Genomic DNA, 20,533 nt, shown 5'->3' with positions numbered 1-20,533 from the left:
CATGGAAGCGCCTTATCAAAAGTCTTGGTTTAAGAAAGGACAAGCGAGTCAGAATCAAGAACGCTCGTCTCGCTTTTCTAAGCATGACCAAGCAAGCAAACTGAACCAACTTTTAGAAAATCACTCCGCAGATCTAGATGCGAACCACAAAGGTTTTGTCTCGATTGTCGGAGCAGGACCGCACGATCCAGACTTGTTAACTGTGAAGGCAGTGAAAGCGATTATGTCGGCAGAGGTACTGTTGTACGACCGTCTGGTTAACAAAGATATTTTGGAGTTGACTTCGCCACAAGCCGATTGGATTTACGTGGGCAAACGATGCGGACAACCTAGTATTGGTCAGGAGGAAATCTGTGATTTGATGGTGTTGCTCGCTCAGCAAGGAAAGCGAGTTGTGCGCTTAAAAGGGGGAGATCCTTTTGTATTTGGTCGTGGAGGCGAAGAGGCGTTAGCGCTCGTCAAGCACTCTATCGCTTACGAAGTCATCCCCGGTATTACTGCTGCGATTGGATGTTCAGCAAACAGCTTGATTCCGCTGACTCATCGTGGCGTTGCTCGCAGCGTTACCTTTGTCACAGGGCAAGTGGTAACAGGCGCATTTGAAGCGTGGAGCCAACTGATGCAAAGCGGACAAACATTGGTGTTCTACATGGGATTAGAAAAATCGGCAGACATACAAATCGGTTTAGTCGGCGCTGGTTTGAACCAAGATTTCCCTGTTGCGGTCGTCACTCATGGTTGCAGCCCTCAGCAACAAGTTCATGTTACCCAACTCAATCAGCTCAATGAGTTATCGATTACACTTAAAGGCATCAGCCCAGCATTGATTGTGATGGGAGAAGTTGTCAAACTGCGCGAACAACTAATAGAAACCGTACAGTCAGTGACGGAATACGAGGGAATATGAGCAGCATTTTGGAGTGTATCAGAACAGTCGGTCGTGGCGAACGTGGTAGAAAACCACTGAACTTTGACCAAGCGTTTCGAGTTATGGATGAATACCTAAACGGAGAGTGCGATGATGATCAAATGGCAATGCTGCTGATGCTGATCCGCGTACAAAACGAGACTCAACAAGAAATCGCTGGCTTTGTGAAAGCATTCCAATCCCGCATGCCTGCTATTGGGGCAGACATCGACTGGCCATGTTACGCAGGCAAACGTGAAGCGGCAGGTCAGCCTTGGCACCTGTTGGCAGCGAAGATCCTTGCCGATAATGGTCATAAAGTGCTGATGCATGGTTATCACGACCGTCAATCTGGACGTTTACACGCCGAAGATTACCTCGACAAGTTTGCTATCGAGAAAGCGGAATCAGCAGAAGACGCAAAGCGTGTGTTAGAAACACAAAACATCGTTTATCTACCGCTGAGTGCGTTTGCTCCACAAGCAGAAACCATGATCGGTTGGAAGAATCGTTATGGGCTTAGAACGCCGATTAATACCGTGGTTCGTGCATTGAATCCGGGGCAGGCGACGGTTGGTATTCGTGGTAGCTTCCATCCTGGATTCCAACAACTTCATGCTGAAGTTGAATATGAAATCGGTCAAACCGCTCACGCCGTTGTGTCATTCAAAGGACAATCGGGTGAGTCAGAATACAACCCGAAAGTAAGTCAAACTGTTTGGCTAAGCCAAACAAGCGGCGTGACATCGCACTACTGGACGGAGCAAATGCTGTCTGAGGTGCCAATGCCTACGAACTGTCCGTTTGGGACGTCAGAAGATGACATGAATCAAATGGCGAATACGGTTTTGGCAACGATGACAGTTGTGCTCTTTGCTCAAGTGCACGATAGGGAACGGGCCTTTGAACGTGCGTTTGCTTATTGGGAAAACTATTGTTGTGGCAGTTAATCCTGTGACGAGCTAACCGCGAAACGTTGTTGGATCGGAATCCTTTATCTATTGTTTGTGTAAGCTTGTCAGTGATGTATTTATCACTTGAAGTGTCTCACAGCTGGTTGGGGCAAACATCAGTGAGGCCTGATGAGTTTACTTTTCGATAAGAAATGAGGACAAGGATAATGGTTCTAAAGCACTCAAATTCTAACAACAAGGCGTCACATCCCATTCCACAAGAAGCTTTCGATTGGTATGACGAATACGCACATGGCAAAATCTCTCGCCGAGAGTTTCTCAACCGTCTTGGTGGCCTCGCTGTTTTAGGTTTTAGTATGACGGCCCTGGTTGATGCTCTGACTCCAAACTATGCACTCGCAGAGCAAGTTTCCTTTAATGATCCTGAGATCAAAGCAACCTATGAAACCTTTGCCTCGCCCAATGGACATGGGGAAGGTAGCGGCTATTTGGTTGTGCCACAAAAGAAGACCTTAAAATCGCCGACAGTGTTGGTGATTCATGAAAATCGAGGTCTAAACCCATACATCAAAGATGTCGCCAGGCGACTCGCGAAAGATGGCTTTATTGCTTTTGCTCCTGACGCGCTTTATCCACTCGGTGGCTATCCGGGGAACGACGATGAAGGTCGCGCCATGCAGAAAGAGATGGACAGAGCCAAGATCGAACAAGATTTTATTGCTGCTGCTAATTTCATTAAACACTACGAGGGTGGGAACGGTAAATTGGGCGCAGTTGGGTTCTGCTTCGGTGGATACATCGTCAATATGCTTGCAGCGGTAATGCCAGAAGAGCTGGATGCAGGTGTGCCTTTCTACGGAACACCAGCGGCGCAAGAGATTCAAAAGCAGGTCAAAGGGCCGTTGATGATTCACTTCGCAGGGCTCGATAAGCGCGTCAACGACACATGGCCTGCCTATGAGCAGCAATTAATCGCGAACGATGCGCAATATCAGGCGTTAATGTATGAAAACGTCAATCATGGCTTCCACAACGACTCAACGGCACGCTACGCACCAGAAGAAGCGGCGCTCGCGTGGGAACGCACACTAGGCTTCTTCAAAGAACATCTTACCTCTAGTTAAAATGCTTCAACTTTAATTGGCACAGTCCTTGTTATGTCTCTCTTAGTGAGTGAGATATAAACAAGGAATGTGCATGACTCGATCAACGTCAAAAACACCCATCATAGTGTGCTGTGATAGCCTTCAAGAGCAGGCTCGACTGTCCGGCTTGTTGAGCAAAGATTACGACAACATCGTTGGCTGCCAATTGGCACAGCTAGAAACTTTGATGCAGCGAGAACCATCGGCACGCGTTGTTGTTGGATGGCAGCAGCCGACGGCGGAACTGCGTTTAATTGTGGATTTCTGCCGCAGAAAATCGGCACCACTTCTTATCGTCTTAAAGCAGTTATCATCGAATGACATCAATCGGTTATCAGAAAAAATGGACTATGTTCTCATGCCGAACGATAGCGAGTTTGCACTTCAACCCTGGATTGAACATGCGACATTAGTGAGAGCGAAATTTGAAAGTATGCAATCGGAAATTGAATCGCTGACCCATAAGATTGAAGAGCGCAAGCTGGTGGAAAAAGCCAAAGGTCTGCTGATGAAGATGCACAGTGTTGATGAAGATCAGGCTTATAAAGCGCTTAGAAATTCAGCCATGCAATCGAGCCAAACGCTCTCACAAGTGGCGAAGAATCTGATTACGGCATTGCAGTTAATGGATTAACTTCTCTACTACTTTGGGGTTATGGCAGAAATTCTACCGTGGTGCGTGTTGCACTAACAGCAAGCAAAAACAGTTGCTTGGTTACGAGGGTAGGCTCTAATGTGCTGTATTTAAAGTAGAAAATAAGTTGGCACAGTACTTGGATTAGTTAAAACGGGTTTATTGTTGAATCGCTTATCTCAATTATCAACGGCGGTAATTGTAGACTTAGCAACGGCGCTACTGCTCTTCGGAGTAGTGGCGCTTTTTTTATGGGAGCAAACCAATGAAATGGAGTTCGATGCTGAAAGTGTCAGCAATTTCGTTATCGGTATTCACCGCGGTCAGCGTAAAGGCAGAGTTGGGTGAGCCAGAAATTGAAGACCTGAAGTTTGGTTTTATTAAGTTAACCGATATGGCACCGCTGGCGGTTGCTTATGAGAAAGGCTTTTTTGAAGACGAAGGCTTGTATGTAACTTTAGAGGCGCAAGCAAACTGGAAGGTGCTTTTAGACCGAGTTATCGATGGTGAGCTTGCTGGTGCGCACATGCTTGCTGGTCAGCCATTGGGCGCAACGATTGGTGTCGGCACAAAAGCGGAAGTGATTACCGCGTTCAGTATGGATTTGAACGGCAACGCAATCACGGTTTCCAAGGATACTTGGGAGCAGATGAAGCAATACATTCCAAAACAACCAGATGGCAAACCTGTTCACCCAATCAAAGCGGATGCCTTAAAACCAGTTGTGGACAGCTATCTGGATAAAGGTAAACCGTTCAACATGGGTATGGTGTTCCCTGTATCGACGCACAACTATGAGTTGCGATACTGGTTAGCGGCAGGTGGGATTCATCCAGGCTTTTATGCTCCAGAATCCGGTGACAACAGTGGCCAGTTGGATGCTGACGTTCTTTTGAGTGTTACACCGCCACCACAAATGCCAGCGACAATGGAAGCGGGCACGATCAAAGGGTACTGCGTAGGCGAACCATGGAACCAACAAGCCGTATTCAAAGGCATTGGTACGCCCGTCGTGACCGACTACGAAATCTGGAAGAACAACCCAGAGAAAGTATTTGGTGTTTCCAAAGCTTGGGCTGAGAAGTATCCAAACACGCACATTCGCGTAGTGAAAGCCTTGATTCGAGCTGCACATTGGTTGGATGAAAACGACAATGCCAACCGCCAAGAAGCAGTGAAGATGCTATCAAAAAGCGAGTATGTGGGAGCCGATGCCGAAGTTATCGCTAACTCAATGACCGGCACATTTGAATACGAGAAAGGTGATAAACGCGACGTGCCAGACTTCAACGTGTTCTTCCGTCATAACGCCACTTATCCGTATTACAGCGATGCGATTTGGTACCTGACCCAAATGCGTCGCTGGGGACAGATCTCAAGCGAGAAATCCGATGATTGGTACATGGATGTGGCAAAAGAGGTTTACCGTCCAGATATCTACCAACAAGCGGCTCAAGCGCTAATTGAAGATGGTGTGTTGAGCAAAAAAGACTTCCCAGATTTCAGTGCTGAAGATGGTTTCCGTGCGCCACAAACACACTTTATCGACAACATCGTTTATGACGGTCGCGAGCCAAATAAATATCTAGAGAAGTTCTCTATCGGGCTTAAAGGAAAAGACAAGGTTTAACCATAACGATAAACGCCACAGGCGAGGAGATTCGCTTGTGGCAACAAGGATGTAAATTTCTTAGGAGTGAGTATGTCTAGTAATGTCATTTCCCTATTTCCTGCTAAGCAGGTAGTGAACCGAAGTCGGTTGGTGCTTTTGCCCGTCATTGGCTTGCTGATCTTTTTGGCAATGTGGCACTTAGCAGCGAGAGAAGTGCAAACCTCATTAGGTACGCTACCGGGACCTGTGCAAACTTTTCAGCAGTTCAGCAACCTTGTCGATGACCATTGGCAAGAGCGAGAAAAGGAACAAGCGTTTATCGAGCGTCAGGAAAAGCGCAATGCTGCGAAGTTAGCCAAGAATCCGGACGCCGAAGTGAAGATTCGTCCTTACACAGGTAAGCCTACGTTCTTCGACCAAATTGTGACGAGCTTAGTGACTGTGACAGCGGGCTTTTTGCTGGCGACGGTTATCGCGATTCCACTTGGCATCGTGCTTGGTCTTAATCAAGGGCTGTATCAAGCCTTTAACCCAATCATTCAACTGCTCAAGCCCGTATCACCTTTAGCTTGGCTACCCATCGTTACCATGGTGGTGAGTGCCACTTATGTGAGTGATGACCCGATGTTTGCTAAGTCGTTCATTAACTCTCTGATCACAGTGGCGCTGTGTAGCTTATGGCCGACGCTGATTAACACTGCTGTGGGTGTAACAAGCGTTGATAAAGACTTAATCAACGTGAGCAAAGTGCTCCAACTTTCGTGGTGGCAGCACATACGCACCATCGTTTTACCTTCTGCCATTCCAATGATCTTCACAGGTTTACGTCTCTCTTTAGGTATCGCTTGGATGGTATTGATTGCGGCAGAGATGCTCGCGCAGAACCCAGGGTTAGGCAAGTTCGTTTGGGATGAGTTCCAGAACGGCAGTTCAGCATCATTGGGGCGCATCATGGTGGCAGTCATCACCATTGGTTTTATCGGTTTGATGCTCGATAGAGGCATGCTGCAACTTCAAAAGTGGCTGTCTTGGAATAAACAACAAGCGTTGAGATAAGGGAAACGATCATGGAAAAAGCATTATTAGATCTAACGCGTTTAGGGATGCGATTCCCAACGCCAGATAGCGAGTTCATCGCGCTTAAGAACGTCGATTTACAAATCAATAAAGGTGAGTTTGTATCGCTGATTGGTCACTCTGGTTGCGGTAAATCAACGGTATTGAACTTAGTCGCAGGGCTACACATGCCAACAGACGGTGGCGTGATCGTCGATGGACGAGAAGTAGCTGGACCGGGACCAGACCGCGCAGTGGTGTTCCAAAACCATTCATTATTGCCTTGGCTCACCGTGTATCAAAACGTTGAGCTCGCAGTAAAACAAATTGCCGGCAAAAAGGGCAAAGCGTGGATTCAGGAACAAGTGAATAACTACTTGGAGTTGATTCAAATGCAGCATGCCGCGCACAAAAAGCCGGATGAAATATCGGGTGGTATGAAACAGCGAGTCGGCATCGCCAGAGCACTGGCACTTCAACCAAAGGTTTTGCTGATGGATGAACCATTTGGCGCGTTGGATGCGTTAACACGTGCGCACTTACAGGATGCATTGATGAAGATCCAAGCCGAGCTAAACAACACCGTCATCATGATTACCCATGACGTGGATGAAGCGGTGTTGCTATCCGACAAAATCGTGATGATGACTAACGGACCGGCAGCAACCATTGGAGAAGTGTTAGAAGTGAATCTACCGCGCCCTCGTGAGCGTGTGGCACTGGCGGATGATGTGCAGTATCAGAAGTGTCGACAAGCGGTGCTGAAGTTCCTTTACGAGAAGCAATCCAAAGTCGAGATTCCTGCTTCGAAAGAAGACAAGCCCAAAACCGCAGCGCAAACGGCATAAGGAGGCAGCGATGAACAGTCCTTTAACGATTCCAGTAAAGAACGCATTGAGCCACATCGTTGTGGTAGGCAACGGTATGGTCGGGCAACACCTCGTCGAGCAATTAGTGCAGAAAAACGCGCATTTGGAGCACCGAATTACCGTTATTGGTGCGGAGCGTTTTATCGCGTATGACCGTGTACAACTCTCTTCTTTATTTGCGGGTAAGTCCCATGATGATTTGATGCTGAGTAACCAAGAATGGTACGACATGCATGGCATCCAACTCGTACTTGGCAGCCAAGTAACAGGCATCGACAGAGAGCAAAAGCGTATTCTGCTTGATGGTGAAGATGTGCTGGGTTACGACCAACTTGTGCTCGCGACCGGTTCCTACCCATTTGTGCCGCCAATTGAAGGTAAAGATCGCGACAACGTGTTTGTCTACCGTACGCTTGATGATCTTTCACAAATCAAAAAAGCATGTGAAGGCGCAAAAACAGGCGCAGTAATTGGCGGTGGCTTATTGGGTTTAGAGGCGGCAAATGCACTCAAACTATTGGGGCTAGAAACTCACGTTATTGAATTTGCTCCCCGCCTGATGCCCGTGCAGTTAGATGATGGTGCTGGCTTGGTGCTAAAAGAGAAGATTGAAGCGCTAGGGCTAACCGTGCATACCTCAACGGGGACGGAGCGAATCTGCGGTGGTGAAACGGCTAAGCATCGTATGGTGTTTAAAGACAAAGATCCTCTCGAAGTGGATGTGATTGTCTTTTCCGCAGGGATTCGCCCTCAAGATGAGTTGGCAAGACTGGCAGAGCTAGAAGTAGGCGAGCGAGGCGGCATTGTGATCAACAACCAATGCCAAACCAGCGATGAGAATATTTACGCGATTGGCGAATGTGCTCTTTGGGAGCAGAAGATCTTTGGTTTAGTCGCACCCGGTTACACCATGGCGAGAACCACTGCCGATGTCTTGACTGGGATGCCAAGCGAAGGTTTTAAAGGTGCAGACATGAGTACCAAACTCAAGCTGCTTGGGGTGGATGTGGCGTCTATCGGCGATGCACAAATGCAAACCGAAGGCGCACAAGAAATGGTCTTGCAAGATGCGGTCGCAGGCATCTACAAAAAGCTGGTAGTTGATGCGAGTGGTACCCAATTACTTGGTGCGATTCTCGTCGGTGACAACAGCGACTACGATGCGCTCCTACAGTGTTATTTGAACAAAACGGTCCTGCCAGACCACGCGGCGAACCTGCTGTTTGATACCGGAATGCTTGATGGAGAGATGCCAGACAGCGCCATTATCTGTTCTTGTCACAACGTCACAAAAGGTGACTTAGTTGCCGAGATACAAGCTGGCACCACCAACCTGACGGACCTTAAAGCAAACACCAAAGCCGGTACTGGCTGTGGTGGGTGTAGCAATATGGTGAAGTCGGTATTGGATACTCAATTGGCAGCCATGGGGGTAGAGGTTAACAACCACCTTTGTGAGCACTTTGAGTTAAGTCGCCAAGAGATGTTCCATATTTGCCAAGTGGAACAAATCAAAGACTTCGACACCTTAATTGCACTGCATGGTAAAGGGCATGGGTGTGATATCTGTAAGCCGACAGCAGCATCTGTATTTGCTTCTTTGTGGAATGAACACATCATGGAGCCACAGCATCAATCTCTGCAAGATTCTAACGATGCCTTTATGGCGAACCTGCAAAAAGATGGTTCTTACTCTATTGTACCTCGTGTTCCGGGCGGCGAAATCACACCAGACAAACTTATCGTACTAGGTGAAGTCGCTCAGCAGTACGATCTGTACACCAAGATCACTGGCGGTCAGCGCGTGGATTTATTTGGTGCGCAGTTAGAACAGCTTCCTGAAATCTGGCAAACCTTAATTGATGCTGGTTTTGAAACAGGGCACGCCTACGGCAAATCGGTGCGCACCGTGAAATCGTGCGTGGGTTCTACTTGGTGTCGTTATGGTGTTGATGACTCGGTCGGATTAGCCATTGAGTTAGAGAACCGCTACAAAGGATTGCGAGCGCCCCATAAGCTTAAGTTTGCCGTATCGGGCTGTACTCGCGAGTGTGCAGAAGCGCAAAGTAAAGACATTGGGGTGATCGCCACTGAAAACGGCTGGAATCTATACGTTTGCGGTAATGGCGGCATGAGACCAAGACACGCTGATTTGTTTGCATCTGACTTATCCAAATCTGAGTTGATCACCATGATCGACCGAGTATTGATGTTCTACGTCAGCACCGCTGATCGCTTGCAGCGTACGTCAGTGTGGATGGAGAACATGGAAGGGGGCTTAAATTACCTTAAACAAGTTATTCTGGATGACTCTCTGAACCTATGTGATTCTTTGGATGAACAAATGGCACGAGTCGTAGATACCTATCAATGTGAGTGGAAGAGCACTCTGGGTAATCCTCAGAAACTGCAACGCTTCCGTCCTTTCTTGAACAGTACGTCGGGCAGCAAAGTCTTACCGTACCAGCGTGTGCGCGGTCAGCGTATTCCAGTGAAACAGGAGGTGTAAATGGCAGCTGTAACCAAAGTGAAACTGTGTCAGCTTGATGACTTAATGCCGTTCATTGGTGCCACTGTGTTAATCGAAGGCGAGCATGTCGCGTTATTCTGCATTCCTGATAGCGGTGTTTACGCCGTTCAAGATTGGGACCCAATAGGCAAGGCTTACGTGATGAGTCGAGGGATTGTCGGCGATATTGATGGTGAGATGTGTGTTGCATCACCACTATATAAACAGCACTTCAGCTTAAAGAGTGGGCAGTGTTTGGAAGACGATGCGCACTGTCTAAAAACGTGGCAAGTAACGGTCGACGATAATCAGGTTTGTTATTTAGTCGAAGAATGATCCTCGAAATTAGCTTGCTCGATATGAATAAATTATTGGCGTAAGAGACAAGCGAATAAGGCTCCAGAGACAGCACAGTGTGGCTCTGGAGCTTTTGACTATTTGCAAGAATTCACTTGTAGCTCGGTATAGCCAGTCGAGTCGTCCATCGCTCTGGTAAACTCAAGTTCTGGATAAGAATGGATGATCAATTCTGCGGTGGTGTCTATAACCGTGCCTTCCATTAAATGCCCGCCCCAGACTCGTCCATCACGATCAGACACCGAGATATGAACGTGCTGATGTTCAGGCGTCAGTGTTCCCATCACAGAGACGATTTCAAATGGCTCTTGTTTGGTTAACGTACACTCTGCACCTGCCAAACGAAGATTGAGGTCAGAGACACAGCCAACGCATGAGGCAATCGAGCCTGCTTTGATACCGTGCTTCTCGACCAATTTCGCTAGGCTCAGCTTTAAGTCCATGCCTTTGGTAAGACGAACTGCTATCACTTCAATCGACATATTACTTCCTAATTAAAACCAGCAAGCAGGAAAGCGCCGTATCCAAGTCTGCATAACGTTTGGCTTTGCCAAGTACGCGCATACCTTGCATGTTGTTGAGAACAAAACGAGCGAGCTCTTCTGGCTTAAGCGTTTTGGGCACTAAGGTTTCTTTCTGCGCATTAGTCAGCGCATCCGCAATGATGTCGATAAGATGGTCAAATAAGAAATGCCCTTTGCGCAGTACGTCATCGTCTTCGCCAGCGTGCTCAATCAACGCATTTTGAATAAAACACCCACAGTTGCGTTTGCGTTGCAGCTCAGCAAAAGATTTAAGGAACGATTCCAACTCGGGTAAAGACGCGTCGTCTTTTTCCAAATCATTCAGTGACGGTAGCGAGACCTTTTTCAAGTAAGTATCGAGCGCTTCGTAGTAGAGCTGTTGCTTGTCACCGTAGGTGTTGTAAAGACTGAAGCGGTTGATGTTCAACTCGTCGGTGAGATCAGAAATGGATGTATTAGCGAAACCTTTGCGCCAAAAAACGTCCATAGCGACTAATAGTTTTTCTTCTCGATCGAAGTTGGCTTTTCTTGCCATATGCGTACCTACCTGAGCGGTTTTTCTCAAACCACTCCTAAACTTATTGATCAACTTTTGGGAAATGAAGTTCTTGACTGATCGTTTATAAACTGGCTACAGTATATCCTAACCAATCGGTTAGAAAAAGAAAAAGGATATAAAATGAAGCTCTACGAAACCGCGATAACTCCAAGTTGTAAGCGAGTTAGCATTTTTTTAAAGGAAATTGGTGGCGATGTTGAACGCATCGCTTTAAATGTGCGTGACGGCGAAAATCTAGCGGAAGATTTCAAGCAAAAAAGCGTCAATGGAAAAGTGCCATTGCTTGAGCTTGAAGATGGCACGACGATTTGTGAGAGCGTCGCAATTTGTCGTTATCTGGATGAAGCGTTTGAAAATAATTTAGCTCTGTTTGGGGCAAACCAACTTGAGCGCGCGCAAGTGGAAATGTGGCATCGCGTGGTGGAGTTTCAAGGTCTGTATGCTGCGTTTCAAGCATTTAGAAACATCACAGCTATCTATGAAGATAGAGAGCGTTGTGTTAAAGAGTGGGGCGAAGAGTCCAAGCAACGCGTGCAAGAGTTTTTACCGTTGTTAGATAAGCGACTTGGTGAAAGCGAGTTCATTGCCGCTGACCATTTTACTATCGTCGATATTACAGGCTTTATTTTGATTGGTTTTGCAATTAAAGGCCTAGAAATCGATGTGTTTACTACTGCACCAAACATTGCGCGTTGGTATGAGCAAGTTTCAGCTCGGCCTGCATTTCTAAGTTGATGTACCAGCAGCGAGTAGATCATTGCTCGCTGCTATTGCCTTTCGAATTCACAAGGATATTCAAATTCTTCAGCTTTTTTCTTATTTTGTCTCCTATCGCCTATAATTGGAAAAACAACCTCAATGGGCTTCAATGCGTTTTAGAGCCTAGCGCTCTTAGTCTGTAGACGTTCTTTTCATAGTGGGAAGTCTATTAATAGACAAGGAAAGGTCATGCGTATTCAAGTTAAAACTATCAATAATGTTCTTATTGCTCTTTTAATGGTTTCGGTCTTTGGTCTCGTCGCGCTGTACCTCAATAACACACAGCAGAATGAACAGATTGAAAAACTGCAAAGTCAGTTAATAGAGAAAGAGCATCAGATATTAATCTCCAATGAGGCGCTGTCTTACACTCGATATCAACACCAGTTATTAGCTGAAGATTATAGTCGTTTTAGAAATGAGCAATCAGTGACTAGTGTTCTACGTTAGCGTGCCCGACTACCGTCTTAAGGAGGCGAATGAAATCCATTCTTTTGGTCGATGACAGTAAAACAGTACTACTTTATATCAGCAGTGCATTAGAAAAGCAGGGATATGAAGTTATTGCTGTTGAAGACGGACAATCCGCACTTGAAGTGCTGACTTATCGCAAAGATATTCAGTTTGTACTTAGTGACTTAATGATGCCTGGCATTAATGGTATTGAGCTGTGTCGGCAATTAAAATCACAAGTTAGCGAACGTTACATTTTCTTTGTTTTATTGTCCTCTAGAAATGACCAAAGCTCGATCGTGAAAGGCATCGATGCTGGCGCAGATGACTTTGTGGATAAGAAGACGTCTGTAGAGGAACTTCAGGCCAGAATCCGCGCGGGGTTTCGTACTTTAGAACTGCATAACAAACTCGTTGAGAGAAATAAAGAGTTAGATGCAGCCTATCGAATGATCCATCAAGATTTACAGTCTGCTAGTCACCTGATGGAGCAACTACTCCCAGCGGAGTCGTCGATCCAGAACATGCAATTTAGTTACGCCTACAAACCGTGCTCCCAGATTGGTGGTGACATGTTGGGGTATTTTGAGCTTGATGAACAACATGTCGCATTTTATGTTTTCGATGTTTCAGGTCATGGTGTTTCGTCTGCTTTGATGGCTTTTTCTATCCAACAGACGTTATCTCAAAATCTGGGACCTGATTCGATAACCATGGAGCTAAGAGATGGCGACTACTGTATCAGTGAACCAGCAGCCGTTATTGATCGGCTAAACCGACGGTATCAGCAAACTAGAAACAGTCAGCTTTATTTCACTATGGTTTATGCCATTCTTAATACAGAATCAGGACAACTTCGCTATTGTACTGCTGGTCATCCTAAATTCCTTGTTTGGCGAGCGAGCACCGAAACTACAGAGCTGGCGGGTGAAGACAACTTTATGATTGGCGCTTTGCAGCCGATGGAGTACGTTGATAATCAAATTATTCTGAGTGAGGGGGATGTAGTATGGCTTTATTCGGATGGTTTGGTAGAAGCGAGGAGAGGCGAGGCGATGTATTCAGTACAAAGGTTGGCATCAAGTATAAAAGCTGTTTGTACTTCGCAATTAGAAGCAGAAGTGCAGGCTAGATGTGTCTTTGAACAAGTACAATCTTGGCAGAACAAAGATGAGTTTGATGATGATGCGAGTCTTTTACAAGTAAGGTGGCGTGGCTGATAGCCTAGGGATAAAGGAAAAGAATGTTCCAGAGCGAGTTTAAACGAACTTACGGCGGATCCCTTACTCGCTCTCGAAGTGCGAGCAAAGAGGTTGCTAAGTTTTTAATGGATAATCAAGTATCGTTAAGTACGGCTCAGTCGTTGGAGCTTTGTGTTGTTGAGCTTATGAACAATGCTTACATCCATTCTTACAGTGAAATTGAAGGCAAGCCGATAGACGTGGAGTGTAGGATTAGATGTGACCAAATGTCAGATTTCATTGAACTTAGGGTTTCTGACTACGGAGCGTCAATCAATGAAATGACATTCAACCAACATAAAAATAAACAGATTGAGGCTCCTAACTTAATGGATGATGATAGTTGGTCTGCTTCAGGTCGTGGACTGATGTTAGTCGCTCAATTATCTGACCAGTTCAAGTTAGAAAAAGAGATTGGAAAAAACACGTTTGTTTTAGTGAAGAAGAACGGAGAAAAACTAACAACCAAGCAAGATCTATTCACCCCACCTGGTCCCTAGCGTTAATCTGACGGTTACGTTGTATATTATTGTTATTTTGTATTTGTGGTTGGTGAAGGCGACAATAATGCTTCCAACTCTTCTGGTGTCAGGATATCACTGATGTTTAGCATATTGCTCTCATCATCTAACGCCATCTTTGTACGACTAAGCAAGTACCTCTTTTGAGTTGGCGTTAAGTCTTTGAGAGACTCAATCAGCTCCTTGAAATTGCTATTGTTCATTGCCATATTTCCCCCAGTTAAGCCTTAATTTGTTTTATTGCATATTCTTCAAGTAAGCAAAGATTTGTTGATTAATGGCAGCTAGCTCTTTAGTAACTATAGCTATATCTGAGCTATCTGGCTCGTTATCGTTTCTTGTTTCTGCTTCTATTTTTGTGAAAACAATGACAGCGGTTTCTTCACCAAAGCTCTCTAGAATGCCCTTTAGACTGTGAGCCAATAAGTAGAGTTCCGGCCAACATTTGTTTGCGTACAACTCATTGATACGCTGTATGTCATTGGCGTGGTCTTCTAAGTATGTGGAAAAAACGGTGACGATAAGATCTACGTCGTTCTCCATGTATTTATTGAGAACATCAAAATTAATCATGTTTACCTCTGACTAACCGCGAGGTAGAAAAATGTATCGGATAGGAATGTTGAAGTGGGGGGAGTTGAGCGCTGAACAGTGTGCTTATCACTTGAGCTAGACTCATAAAAACAAAGTTATTGTTCGGTACACTTTGCCTTATATACAAGTGTCTATGATCTAATCTTTTGTGCAAAGCATTTTGCACTCGTGTCGTGGCAACACAAGTTACGTGATAGTGGGTTCCAAATAAAATGCTGGGTTGGGAACAGTCTTGTCTACCTAGTTTAAAGCAATCATCAAACAAGTAAGCCAAGCGCTCGCCAACTTTGACTATTCCTTCAGTCAAGGTCAACTCTCCTAATCGAGTACAAATACAAGCTAGCAACCTAGTTGCATAATGGCAAGTAGCTTGACGCAAAAAAGGGGCCTTGCGCCCCTTTTGTACAATTAGCTTTGCTTGGAGTCCTGTTCTACCTGCCTCATTAACTCGTTCGCTTTCTTCATTGCGCGCCTTGCGCTTGTGGTCCTTCTCTTATTGAGCAGTATGTCGGAGAAGCGCAGGTATTTATCTGCAGTTTTGAATCTCAAATCGTTAATATCTTGAAAACCGATAGGAAAGTTCTTCGAAAACTGATCAACATCTTTCACTAAGTTATCGAGGTGAGTTGTTGTTCTTGCCTTTTCTAGGCGGTAATAGAAGTTTTCAAATTCCTCTTGGAACAAAATTCGAGCAGCCTCGTCCGGAAATGGTAGAGGATCGTTAGAGTCTAGCGCGGTCTCATACAGTTTCATCTCGAGGACTGCATCTTTCATCGCGTTGCTTATTTTTAAGTTGTTTTGATGCTCTTCAACGTTTGAGAAGAAAGTATTCCCAACCTTAATTAGCGCAACAAGTGCTGCAGCATCTTTATTTTTGAGTGCTTCAGTTAGGTGTTTACCAAAAACATCGCTAGATAATGAGCTTGGTGTAAATGGGTAATCCTGATGAATTTGATTTAACTCATCTTTCAGTTCATAGATGGACTTACTGTCTTCTTCTTTACTGTATCGAGACTTTTCCAGTTGGCTATTGATTTGTCTGGCTATCGAAAGCAATGTTGAGTGCTTGCTTGATTGAATATCTAACGCCAGAACTTCAATTTTATGTGAGTCAGGGTAGTAGGCTTTTGCTTTGTTTAGTACAGACTCGATTTCATCATAATTTGGATAGTTGTTAGCATCAGAATTCAGAACCTGATCAATCTCAGATTCAAACTCACTTAGAAGGTAGCTCTTGTGCTGTCGTAGTAAGCCAGCTTTAATCACCGGGTGTAAGTTTTTCTCACTATTAATCAGTGACAAGCTTTTTTCTGGCGGTGTATCAAGCAACCATTCCTGCCCATTAATCTGATCATTTTGCTTGTTAATCGCTATTTCTAAATCAGAGATGGTTTCTTGTTGTTGTTGATAGCCAAATACGATTCCGGTAACCAATAGTACGCTTGCAGCTACACCGCTAACGATAGGCCAATATCGCATGTTCAACTTTTGTTTTAACTGATCTGGGGTAAGGTCTTTGGGGATGATGCCAGTTGAAAACACGCGTGCAAAGATAGGCCACTTAGATGCTGGCATATTAGCAGGTTTCGAGACCTTCATTTTCTTTTTGAGAGCTTCATTAACAGGAGTTCTTGAATAAGGATGCTTGCAACTCAATAACTCGTAAGCAATACAAAATAGCGCAAACATATCGTCGCTTAAGTTTGGTTCTTTACCCGACAACAAGTTGAGCGATGCGTAGTTTGGAGTATAGCCAAGAGTCTCCACATTTTCGGATTTACGTTTAGCTGCGTATTGATCTTGCTTTAATTGATGAGTTTTAGATACACCAAAGTCGAGTAATTTAACATTACCTTCAGACGTTAAAATGACGTTAGCGGGCTTTAAATCGGCATGCACGACACCAAGTGAATGGGCGTAAGACAGCGCGTCAAGTACCTGATTTAGAATCGATAAAGTTGCGTTAAACTTCAGCCCATGTGGCCTAGATCGTTGTATTAAATTCTCTAATGTTTCCCCGTTAATATATTCCATCACTAAGAAATATATTTCGCCATCGACACCAAAATCAAAAACCCTAATAATATTAGGGTGGCTTAATCTTTGTGTTTGCTGAGCTTCACGTATCAACATGCGTGCAGTCTCTGGTTGAGATGCAAACTCTTTTTGTAAAATCTTTAATGCTACGTAAGGGGCTTCTGAACCTGAAGATTCTAATATCTTATCTTTTGCCAAATAAACATCACAAAGTCCGCCATGGCCAAGAACCGACTCGATTTCATATCGATTTTTGACAGTTTTGCCTATTAAATTTTCTTTAATAACATCTTTGTCATTATTTGATGTGTTATTTTTATTGTTTACTTTCTTATTAACTAACGGAGTGTTTTCTTTTTGAGACAGTTTTGTATTTGTTTCATTTTTATTTTGAACGGAGCCTTCATTGCTAGCAACTTTATTTGATTGAATTGCATTGTCTCGTTTTTGAGTCTTTACAATTTTAGTTTTGTCTCCGCTATCATTATTATTTATAGAATTGTTTTTATTGCTGTCTTCCATCACAAGAACTCCGTATAAATGATGGGGGAATATATACCTTTCTGCTCAATGAAAAGTCATTATGTTAGAATTTCGCGGCCAAACTAACATTCGTTTTTTTATTGATGAAAGTCTAAGTGTCAAAAATTTGAACTTGGTTGGATAATTAAAATTGTTGAACAATACGTGATTGCTTTGATAAAAAAATGATTCATTATTCCGTGCATGATTTTCAATGGCAGATTTAAGATTTTTATTAATCTTACTGTTAATAAGAAAGTGACTAATAATAAAATTAAAAATAATATTTAGCAGGTCTTTGGCGAGGTTTACATGAAGTTGGTTTTAACCATAACAAGTTTTCACAAATTTACTCCAGAGATAGAGAGTGAGTTTGTGTTTGAATCAAGTGATGAGCATGCCAAGGTTACATTTGGTCGGTCTGAACAATGTGATTGGACACTGCCAGACCCTGAAAGAGTAGTATCTGGAACTCACGGAGAGCTCATCAAGTTTGGTGATAAATACTTGATAAAAGACTTATCAACTAATGGCACGTTTGTTAATAACGCTGTGACACCTGTGGGCCAAGGAAATGAGATTGCACTAAGCGACGACGATACGGTTAGTTTAGGGGATTACCAAATTTCAGTAAGTATTCAAACGAGCACTGAGGCATTCAATAATCAGGAAAGTAACTTTCGTTCCAGTTCAGAACCTGAAGCATTCTCGAGTTCATCTGAAGCAGAGTTTGTAGACCTCGGCCTTAGTGCCAGTGAGCTTTTGAATGAGAGTGTTCCTTCTGACTTTCAATTAGATATTGGCTTAGTCGATGATTTTATTGATATCCCCAAACCAGAAAAACAGAGTGTAGATCCTACACCTGTACCGGAAACCCCACGACAGCTAGAACGTCAACCAACTCCCAAATTTGATAGTAAAGGGAGCGAGCTTGCGGCGTTCATTAAAGGAGCGGGTATTGATCCAACGATGATTCCCAGCGATAACAGAGAGCAATGGTTTGAACAACTGGGGGAATCATTTTCTTTGATGTTAGTTGGTTTAATGGAAACGCTGCACAATCGAGCGGTATTTAAACAAACAAATCGACTTAGTCATACTGCGTTTCGGAAGTCAGAAAATAATCCTCTGAAGTTCTCTGCGAATTTAGAGGATGCAATTCATAACTTATATAACCGTCAAACTGCAAGTTTCCTAAAGCCAAGTGCAGCCATTAAAGAAGCGTTTAGTGATATAGAAAGTCATGAACAAGCGTTAATGAAAGGTGTTGAGGGTACGGTTTCAAGTGTTATGTCGCTTGTTGAACCTACGTCGATATACTCAGAAGCTTTAGCTAAAGACACGGTTATTAATAAGGTTATTCCAGCAAGGAAATATGCTCAAAGTTGGAAGCGGTTTGAGGATATTCATGAAAAGCTATCCGATGACATTATCAATAAAGAATCTCCATTTTATTTAGAAGATTTCGCTAAACACTATGAGTTAGCATTAAAAAATAAAAGCTAGGAAATAGGGTGATGAAAAGAGTTTATCAGTACATTTTGTTATTAATTTCAATGGTTTTATTTGGATGCTCAGCAGCCAATTTAGTTGTTGACCCATATTCAGATTTAGAAATAACAGCAAATCACAATATTAACCCTGACTCCAATGGTAGGCCATCCCCTGTAGTCGTGTATGTTTTTGAATTAACATCAAATACCCTTTTTGAAAGTCAGGATTTTTTTTCAATTTATGAAGAAAGTGAAAAAGTATTAGGCCCTGATTTAGTGAATAAATATGAAATATCATTAACTCCAGGTCAGAAAGAAACATATCAGGCAAGTATGTCTCCAAAGACTGAATACTTAGGCATTGTCGCAGCGTTTCGAGATATTGAAAATTCAAATTGGCGACAAGTCATTGAAGTGGATAAGACCGGTTACAACACCTATCAAATTCTGTTAGAAGATCTGTCTTTGGTCGTAAAATAACGTTTAGTTGGCTAATTATAAATGACGCAATACTCCAAGACGGCTTGGTGCGAAGGGATGTTTTTACGTCCCCAGCACTTTCAACAACATGAACGCGCAACCTCTCAAGAATTCAAAGGCTTACATCAGTTTGGTGGGGCTTATAATTGGGGGGTTTGGAAATGTCGAGTAAAAGAACATGCATTAAAAGATGGTCTGATTGAATTAGATCACTTTGAGGCAGTTTTGCCAGATATGACTCTGGTTAATACCTTAACAGCCAGCGATTCGGTTGTGCCTTTATTTATTGATAAAGACGTAGAAAATACGTTAGTAAAAATCACTCTTCCCCTTTCAAATATCAAAGGTAAAAATGTTTCTGATGTAAGTGAGGCGATCGTTTCTCGTTATGTACTTAAAGACGTTGACGTTATAGATAATCTCACTGGGCAGGATGAAGAAACGATTCAAGTCGCAGCCCTAAACCTGGAACTGAAAGCCAGCAATGACAAATTAGCGGGTTATGTTGAGTTACCGATTTTGAAAATAAAAGAGGTAACGGCAGAAGGCGAAGTAATACTAGACGATTCGTATGTTCCACCGCTTATCAATTTACTTAGCGACAAAGTTATGTCGGCTTACTTGCGTAACGTTATTGCGATGACAAAGATGCGTGCCGACGTTATTGCGCAGCGATTGATTAAGGGCAAAGCCGCCTCTGCATCTGCTGTTGATTTCATCATGCTACAAATGTTGAACAGGTATGAGGCGATGTTAAAGCACTTTAGTGACCTAGACAGGCTACATCCATTGGAATTAGCTACGACCCTGAAAGGTTATATTGGTGAATTAGCTACGTTTTCTGACAAAACCAAGAGGATGCCAAGCTTACTTACATACGATCACTTAGATGTATCAAGTGTTTATAGCGAATTGAATCAAGTTCTGAGTCAATATCTGAGCGTTGTCCTTGATCAAACAGCAAGCAAACTTCCTTTGGAGCCACGACAATATGGAATTCAAGTGACGCCACTTCCAGATAAGCGTTTACTTGAATCATGCCAGTTTGTGCTTGCGGTCAAAGCTGATACGACAACAGATGAAATCAGACGTTTAGTCCCGGCGCAGCTCAAGTTTGGACCAGCGGAGCAGATTCGTGATCTGATCAACAATCAGATTAATGGCATAAACGTAGCGCCATTGAGTGTAGTACCGAGGCAGATCCCTTACCAAACGGGTTATGTCTACTTCGAAGTAGTCAAGAAAGGCCCGTTTTGGATGAGGCTGAAAGACAGTGGTGGTATTGCGCTGCATTTATCGGGGCATTTTCCGAATGCTGACCTTGAGCTGTGGAGTATTAGTCAATAG

Annotated in this window: 21 protein-coding genes; 16 read left to right on the top strand and 5 right to left on the bottom strand. The window is 43.9% G+C overall.

All coding sequences use genetic code 11. From position 1 onward, the window contains the following. Position 1: 1 nt before the first annotated feature. The 9 genes from cobA (at position 2) to nirD (ending at position 9,982) form a co-directional block, all read left to right on the top strand. Positions 2–907 carry a uroporphyrinogen-III C-methyltransferase gene (gene cobA / locus FR741_RS20300; protein ID WP_167427568.1) on the top strand — a complete coding sequence of 302 codons (906 nt, stop codon included), beginning with the start codon at positions 2–4 and terminating at the stop codon, positions 905–907. Continuing rightward, positions 904–1,857: a glycosyl transferase family protein gene (locus tag FR741_RS20295; RefSeq protein WP_161443086.1), complete on the top strand. Its 954-nt coding sequence runs from the start codon at positions 904–906 to the stop codon at positions 1,855–1,857. The genes cobA and FR741_RS20295 overlap by 4 nt, the downstream gene beginning before the upstream one ends. Positions 1,858–2,027: 170 nt before the next feature. Beyond that, a complete protein-coding gene (locus tag FR741_RS20290) occupies positions 2,028–2,945 on the top strand; it encodes a dienelactone hydrolase family protein (protein ID WP_167427567.1) in 918 nt (305 codons plus the stop codon). Between the two features lie 73 nt (positions 2,946–3,018). Beyond that, positions 3,019–3,600 (top strand): ANTAR domain-containing response regulator, encoded by a 582-nt coding sequence (locus tag FR741_RS20285; protein WP_164665686.1) that lies wholly within the window; start codon positions 3,019–3,021, stop codon positions 3,598–3,600. A gap of 265 nt (positions 3,601–3,865) precedes the next feature. Continuing rightward, complete coding sequence (locus FR741_RS20280) at positions 3,866–5,230, top strand: CmpA/NrtA family ABC transporter substrate-binding protein (RefSeq protein WP_124007997.1); 1,365 nt, start codon at positions 3,866–3,868, stop codon at positions 5,228–5,230. A gap of 72 nt (positions 5,231–5,302) precedes the next feature. After that, positions 5,303–6,268: an ABC transporter permease gene (locus tag FR741_RS20275; protein ID WP_012842517.1), complete on the top strand. Its 966-nt coding sequence runs from the start codon at positions 5,303–5,305 to the stop codon at positions 6,266–6,268. Between the two features lie 11 nt (positions 6,269–6,279). Next, a complete protein-coding gene (locus FR741_RS20270; RefSeq protein ID WP_167427566.1) occupies positions 6,280–7,116 on the top strand; it encodes an ABC transporter ATP-binding protein in 837 nt (278 codons plus the stop codon). 10 nt (positions 7,117–7,126) lie between these two features. After that, entirely contained in the window at positions 7,127–9,646 is a 2,520-nt protein-coding gene (gene nirB / locus FR741_RS20265; RefSeq protein ID WP_167427565.1) for a nitrite reductase large subunit NirB, read from the top strand. Then, positions 9,647–9,982, top strand: coding sequence for a nitrite reductase small subunit NirD (nirD, locus tag FR741_RS20260; RefSeq protein WP_167427564.1), 336 nt, complete (start codon positions 9,647–9,649; stop codon positions 9,980–9,982). 98 nt (positions 9,983–10,080) lie between these two features. On the opposite strand, the gene FR741_RS20255 is transcribed toward nirD, so the two are convergent. Both FR741_RS20255 and FR741_RS20250 read right to left on the bottom strand, forming a co-directional pair. Next, positions 10,081–10,485 (bottom strand): PPC domain-containing DNA-binding protein, encoded by a 405-nt coding sequence (locus tag FR741_RS20255; protein WP_054868037.1) that lies wholly within the window; start codon positions 10,483–10,485, stop codon positions 10,081–10,083. Position 10,486: 1 nt separating this feature from the next. Beyond that, positions 10,487–11,062: a TetR/AcrR family transcriptional regulator gene (locus FR741_RS20250; RefSeq protein ID WP_005395660.1), complete on the bottom strand. Its 576-nt coding sequence runs from the start codon at positions 11,060–11,062 to the stop codon at positions 10,487–10,489. A 144-nt stretch (positions 11,063–11,206) separates the two neighbouring features. Between FR741_RS20250 and FR741_RS20245 the strand changes: the two genes are divergently transcribed. The 4 genes from FR741_RS20245 to FR741_RS20230 all read left to right on the top strand — a co-directional run bounded on the left by FR741_RS20245 (position 11,207) and on the right by FR741_RS20230 (position 14,039). Then, entirely contained in the window at positions 11,207–11,821 is a 615-nt protein-coding gene (locus tag FR741_RS20245) for a glutathione S-transferase (protein ID WP_047009249.1), read from the top strand. A gap of 213 nt (positions 11,822–12,034) precedes the next feature. Next, positions 12,035–12,295, top strand: coding sequence for a hypothetical protein (locus tag FR741_RS20240; protein ID WP_005395662.1), 261 nt, complete (start codon positions 12,035–12,037; stop codon positions 12,293–12,295). A gap of 29 nt (positions 12,296–12,324) precedes the next feature. Beyond that, positions 12,325–13,518: a PP2C family protein-serine/threonine phosphatase gene (locus tag FR741_RS20235; protein ID WP_167427563.1), complete on the top strand. Its 1,194-nt coding sequence runs from the start codon at positions 12,325–12,327 to the stop codon at positions 13,516–13,518. A gap of 23 nt (positions 13,519–13,541) precedes the next feature. Further along, positions 13,542–14,039, top strand: a complete 498-nt coding sequence (locus FR741_RS20230; protein WP_053808346.1) for an ATP-binding protein — start codon at positions 13,542–13,544, stop codon at positions 14,037–14,039. A 32-nt stretch (positions 14,040–14,071) separates the two neighbouring features. On the opposite strand, the gene FR741_RS20225 is transcribed toward FR741_RS20230, so the two are convergent. The 3 genes from FR741_RS20225 to FR741_RS20215 all read right to left on the bottom strand — a co-directional run bounded on the left by FR741_RS20225 (position 14,072) and on the right by FR741_RS20215 (position 17,213). Next, positions 14,072–14,263: a hypothetical protein gene (locus FR741_RS20225; protein ID WP_054868056.1), complete on the bottom strand. Its 192-nt coding sequence runs from the start codon at positions 14,261–14,263 to the stop codon at positions 14,072–14,074. A gap of 34 nt (positions 14,264–14,297) precedes the next feature. Continuing rightward, a complete protein-coding gene (locus FR741_RS20220; protein ID WP_005395669.1) occupies positions 14,298–14,633 on the bottom strand; it encodes an Hpt domain-containing protein in 336 nt (111 codons plus the stop codon). A 429-nt stretch (positions 14,634–15,062) separates the two neighbouring features. Further along, positions 15,063–17,213, bottom strand: coding sequence for a serine/threonine-protein kinase (locus FR741_RS20215; protein WP_167427562.1), 2,151 nt, complete (start codon positions 17,211–17,213; stop codon positions 15,063–15,065). A gap of 312 nt (positions 17,214–17,525) precedes the next feature. Between FR741_RS20215 and tagH the strand changes: the two genes are divergently transcribed. Genes tagH through tssK form a run of 3 tightly spaced genes read left to right on the top strand, consistent with a single transcriptional unit; the run spans position 17,526 to position 20,533 of the window. After that, a complete protein-coding gene (gene tagH, locus FR741_RS20210) occupies positions 17,526–18,719 on the top strand; it encodes a type VI secretion system-associated FHA domain protein TagH (RefSeq protein WP_005395675.1) in 1,194 nt (397 codons plus the stop codon). A gap of 11 nt (positions 18,720–18,730) precedes the next feature. After that, the gene (gene tssJ / locus FR741_RS20205; RefSeq protein WP_005395676.1) at positions 18,731–19,186 is read left to right on the top strand and encodes a type VI secretion system lipoprotein TssJ; all 456 of its coding nucleotides are present in this window, start codon (positions 18,731–18,733) and stop codon (positions 19,184–19,186) included. A gap of 21 nt (positions 19,187–19,207) precedes the next feature. Then, positions 19,208–20,533, top strand: coding sequence for a type VI secretion system baseplate subunit TssK (gene tssK, locus FR741_RS20200; protein ID WP_104972680.1), 1,326 nt, complete (start codon positions 19,208–19,210; stop codon positions 20,531–20,533).

Source organism: Vibrio diabolicus, from assembly GCF_011801455.1.
In the GTDB taxonomy this organism is placed as follows: Bacteria; Pseudomonadota; Gammaproteobacteria; order Enterobacterales; family Vibrionaceae; genus Vibrio; species Vibrio diabolicus.
This window is presented reverse-complemented; position numbering and strand designations above follow the sequence as displayed.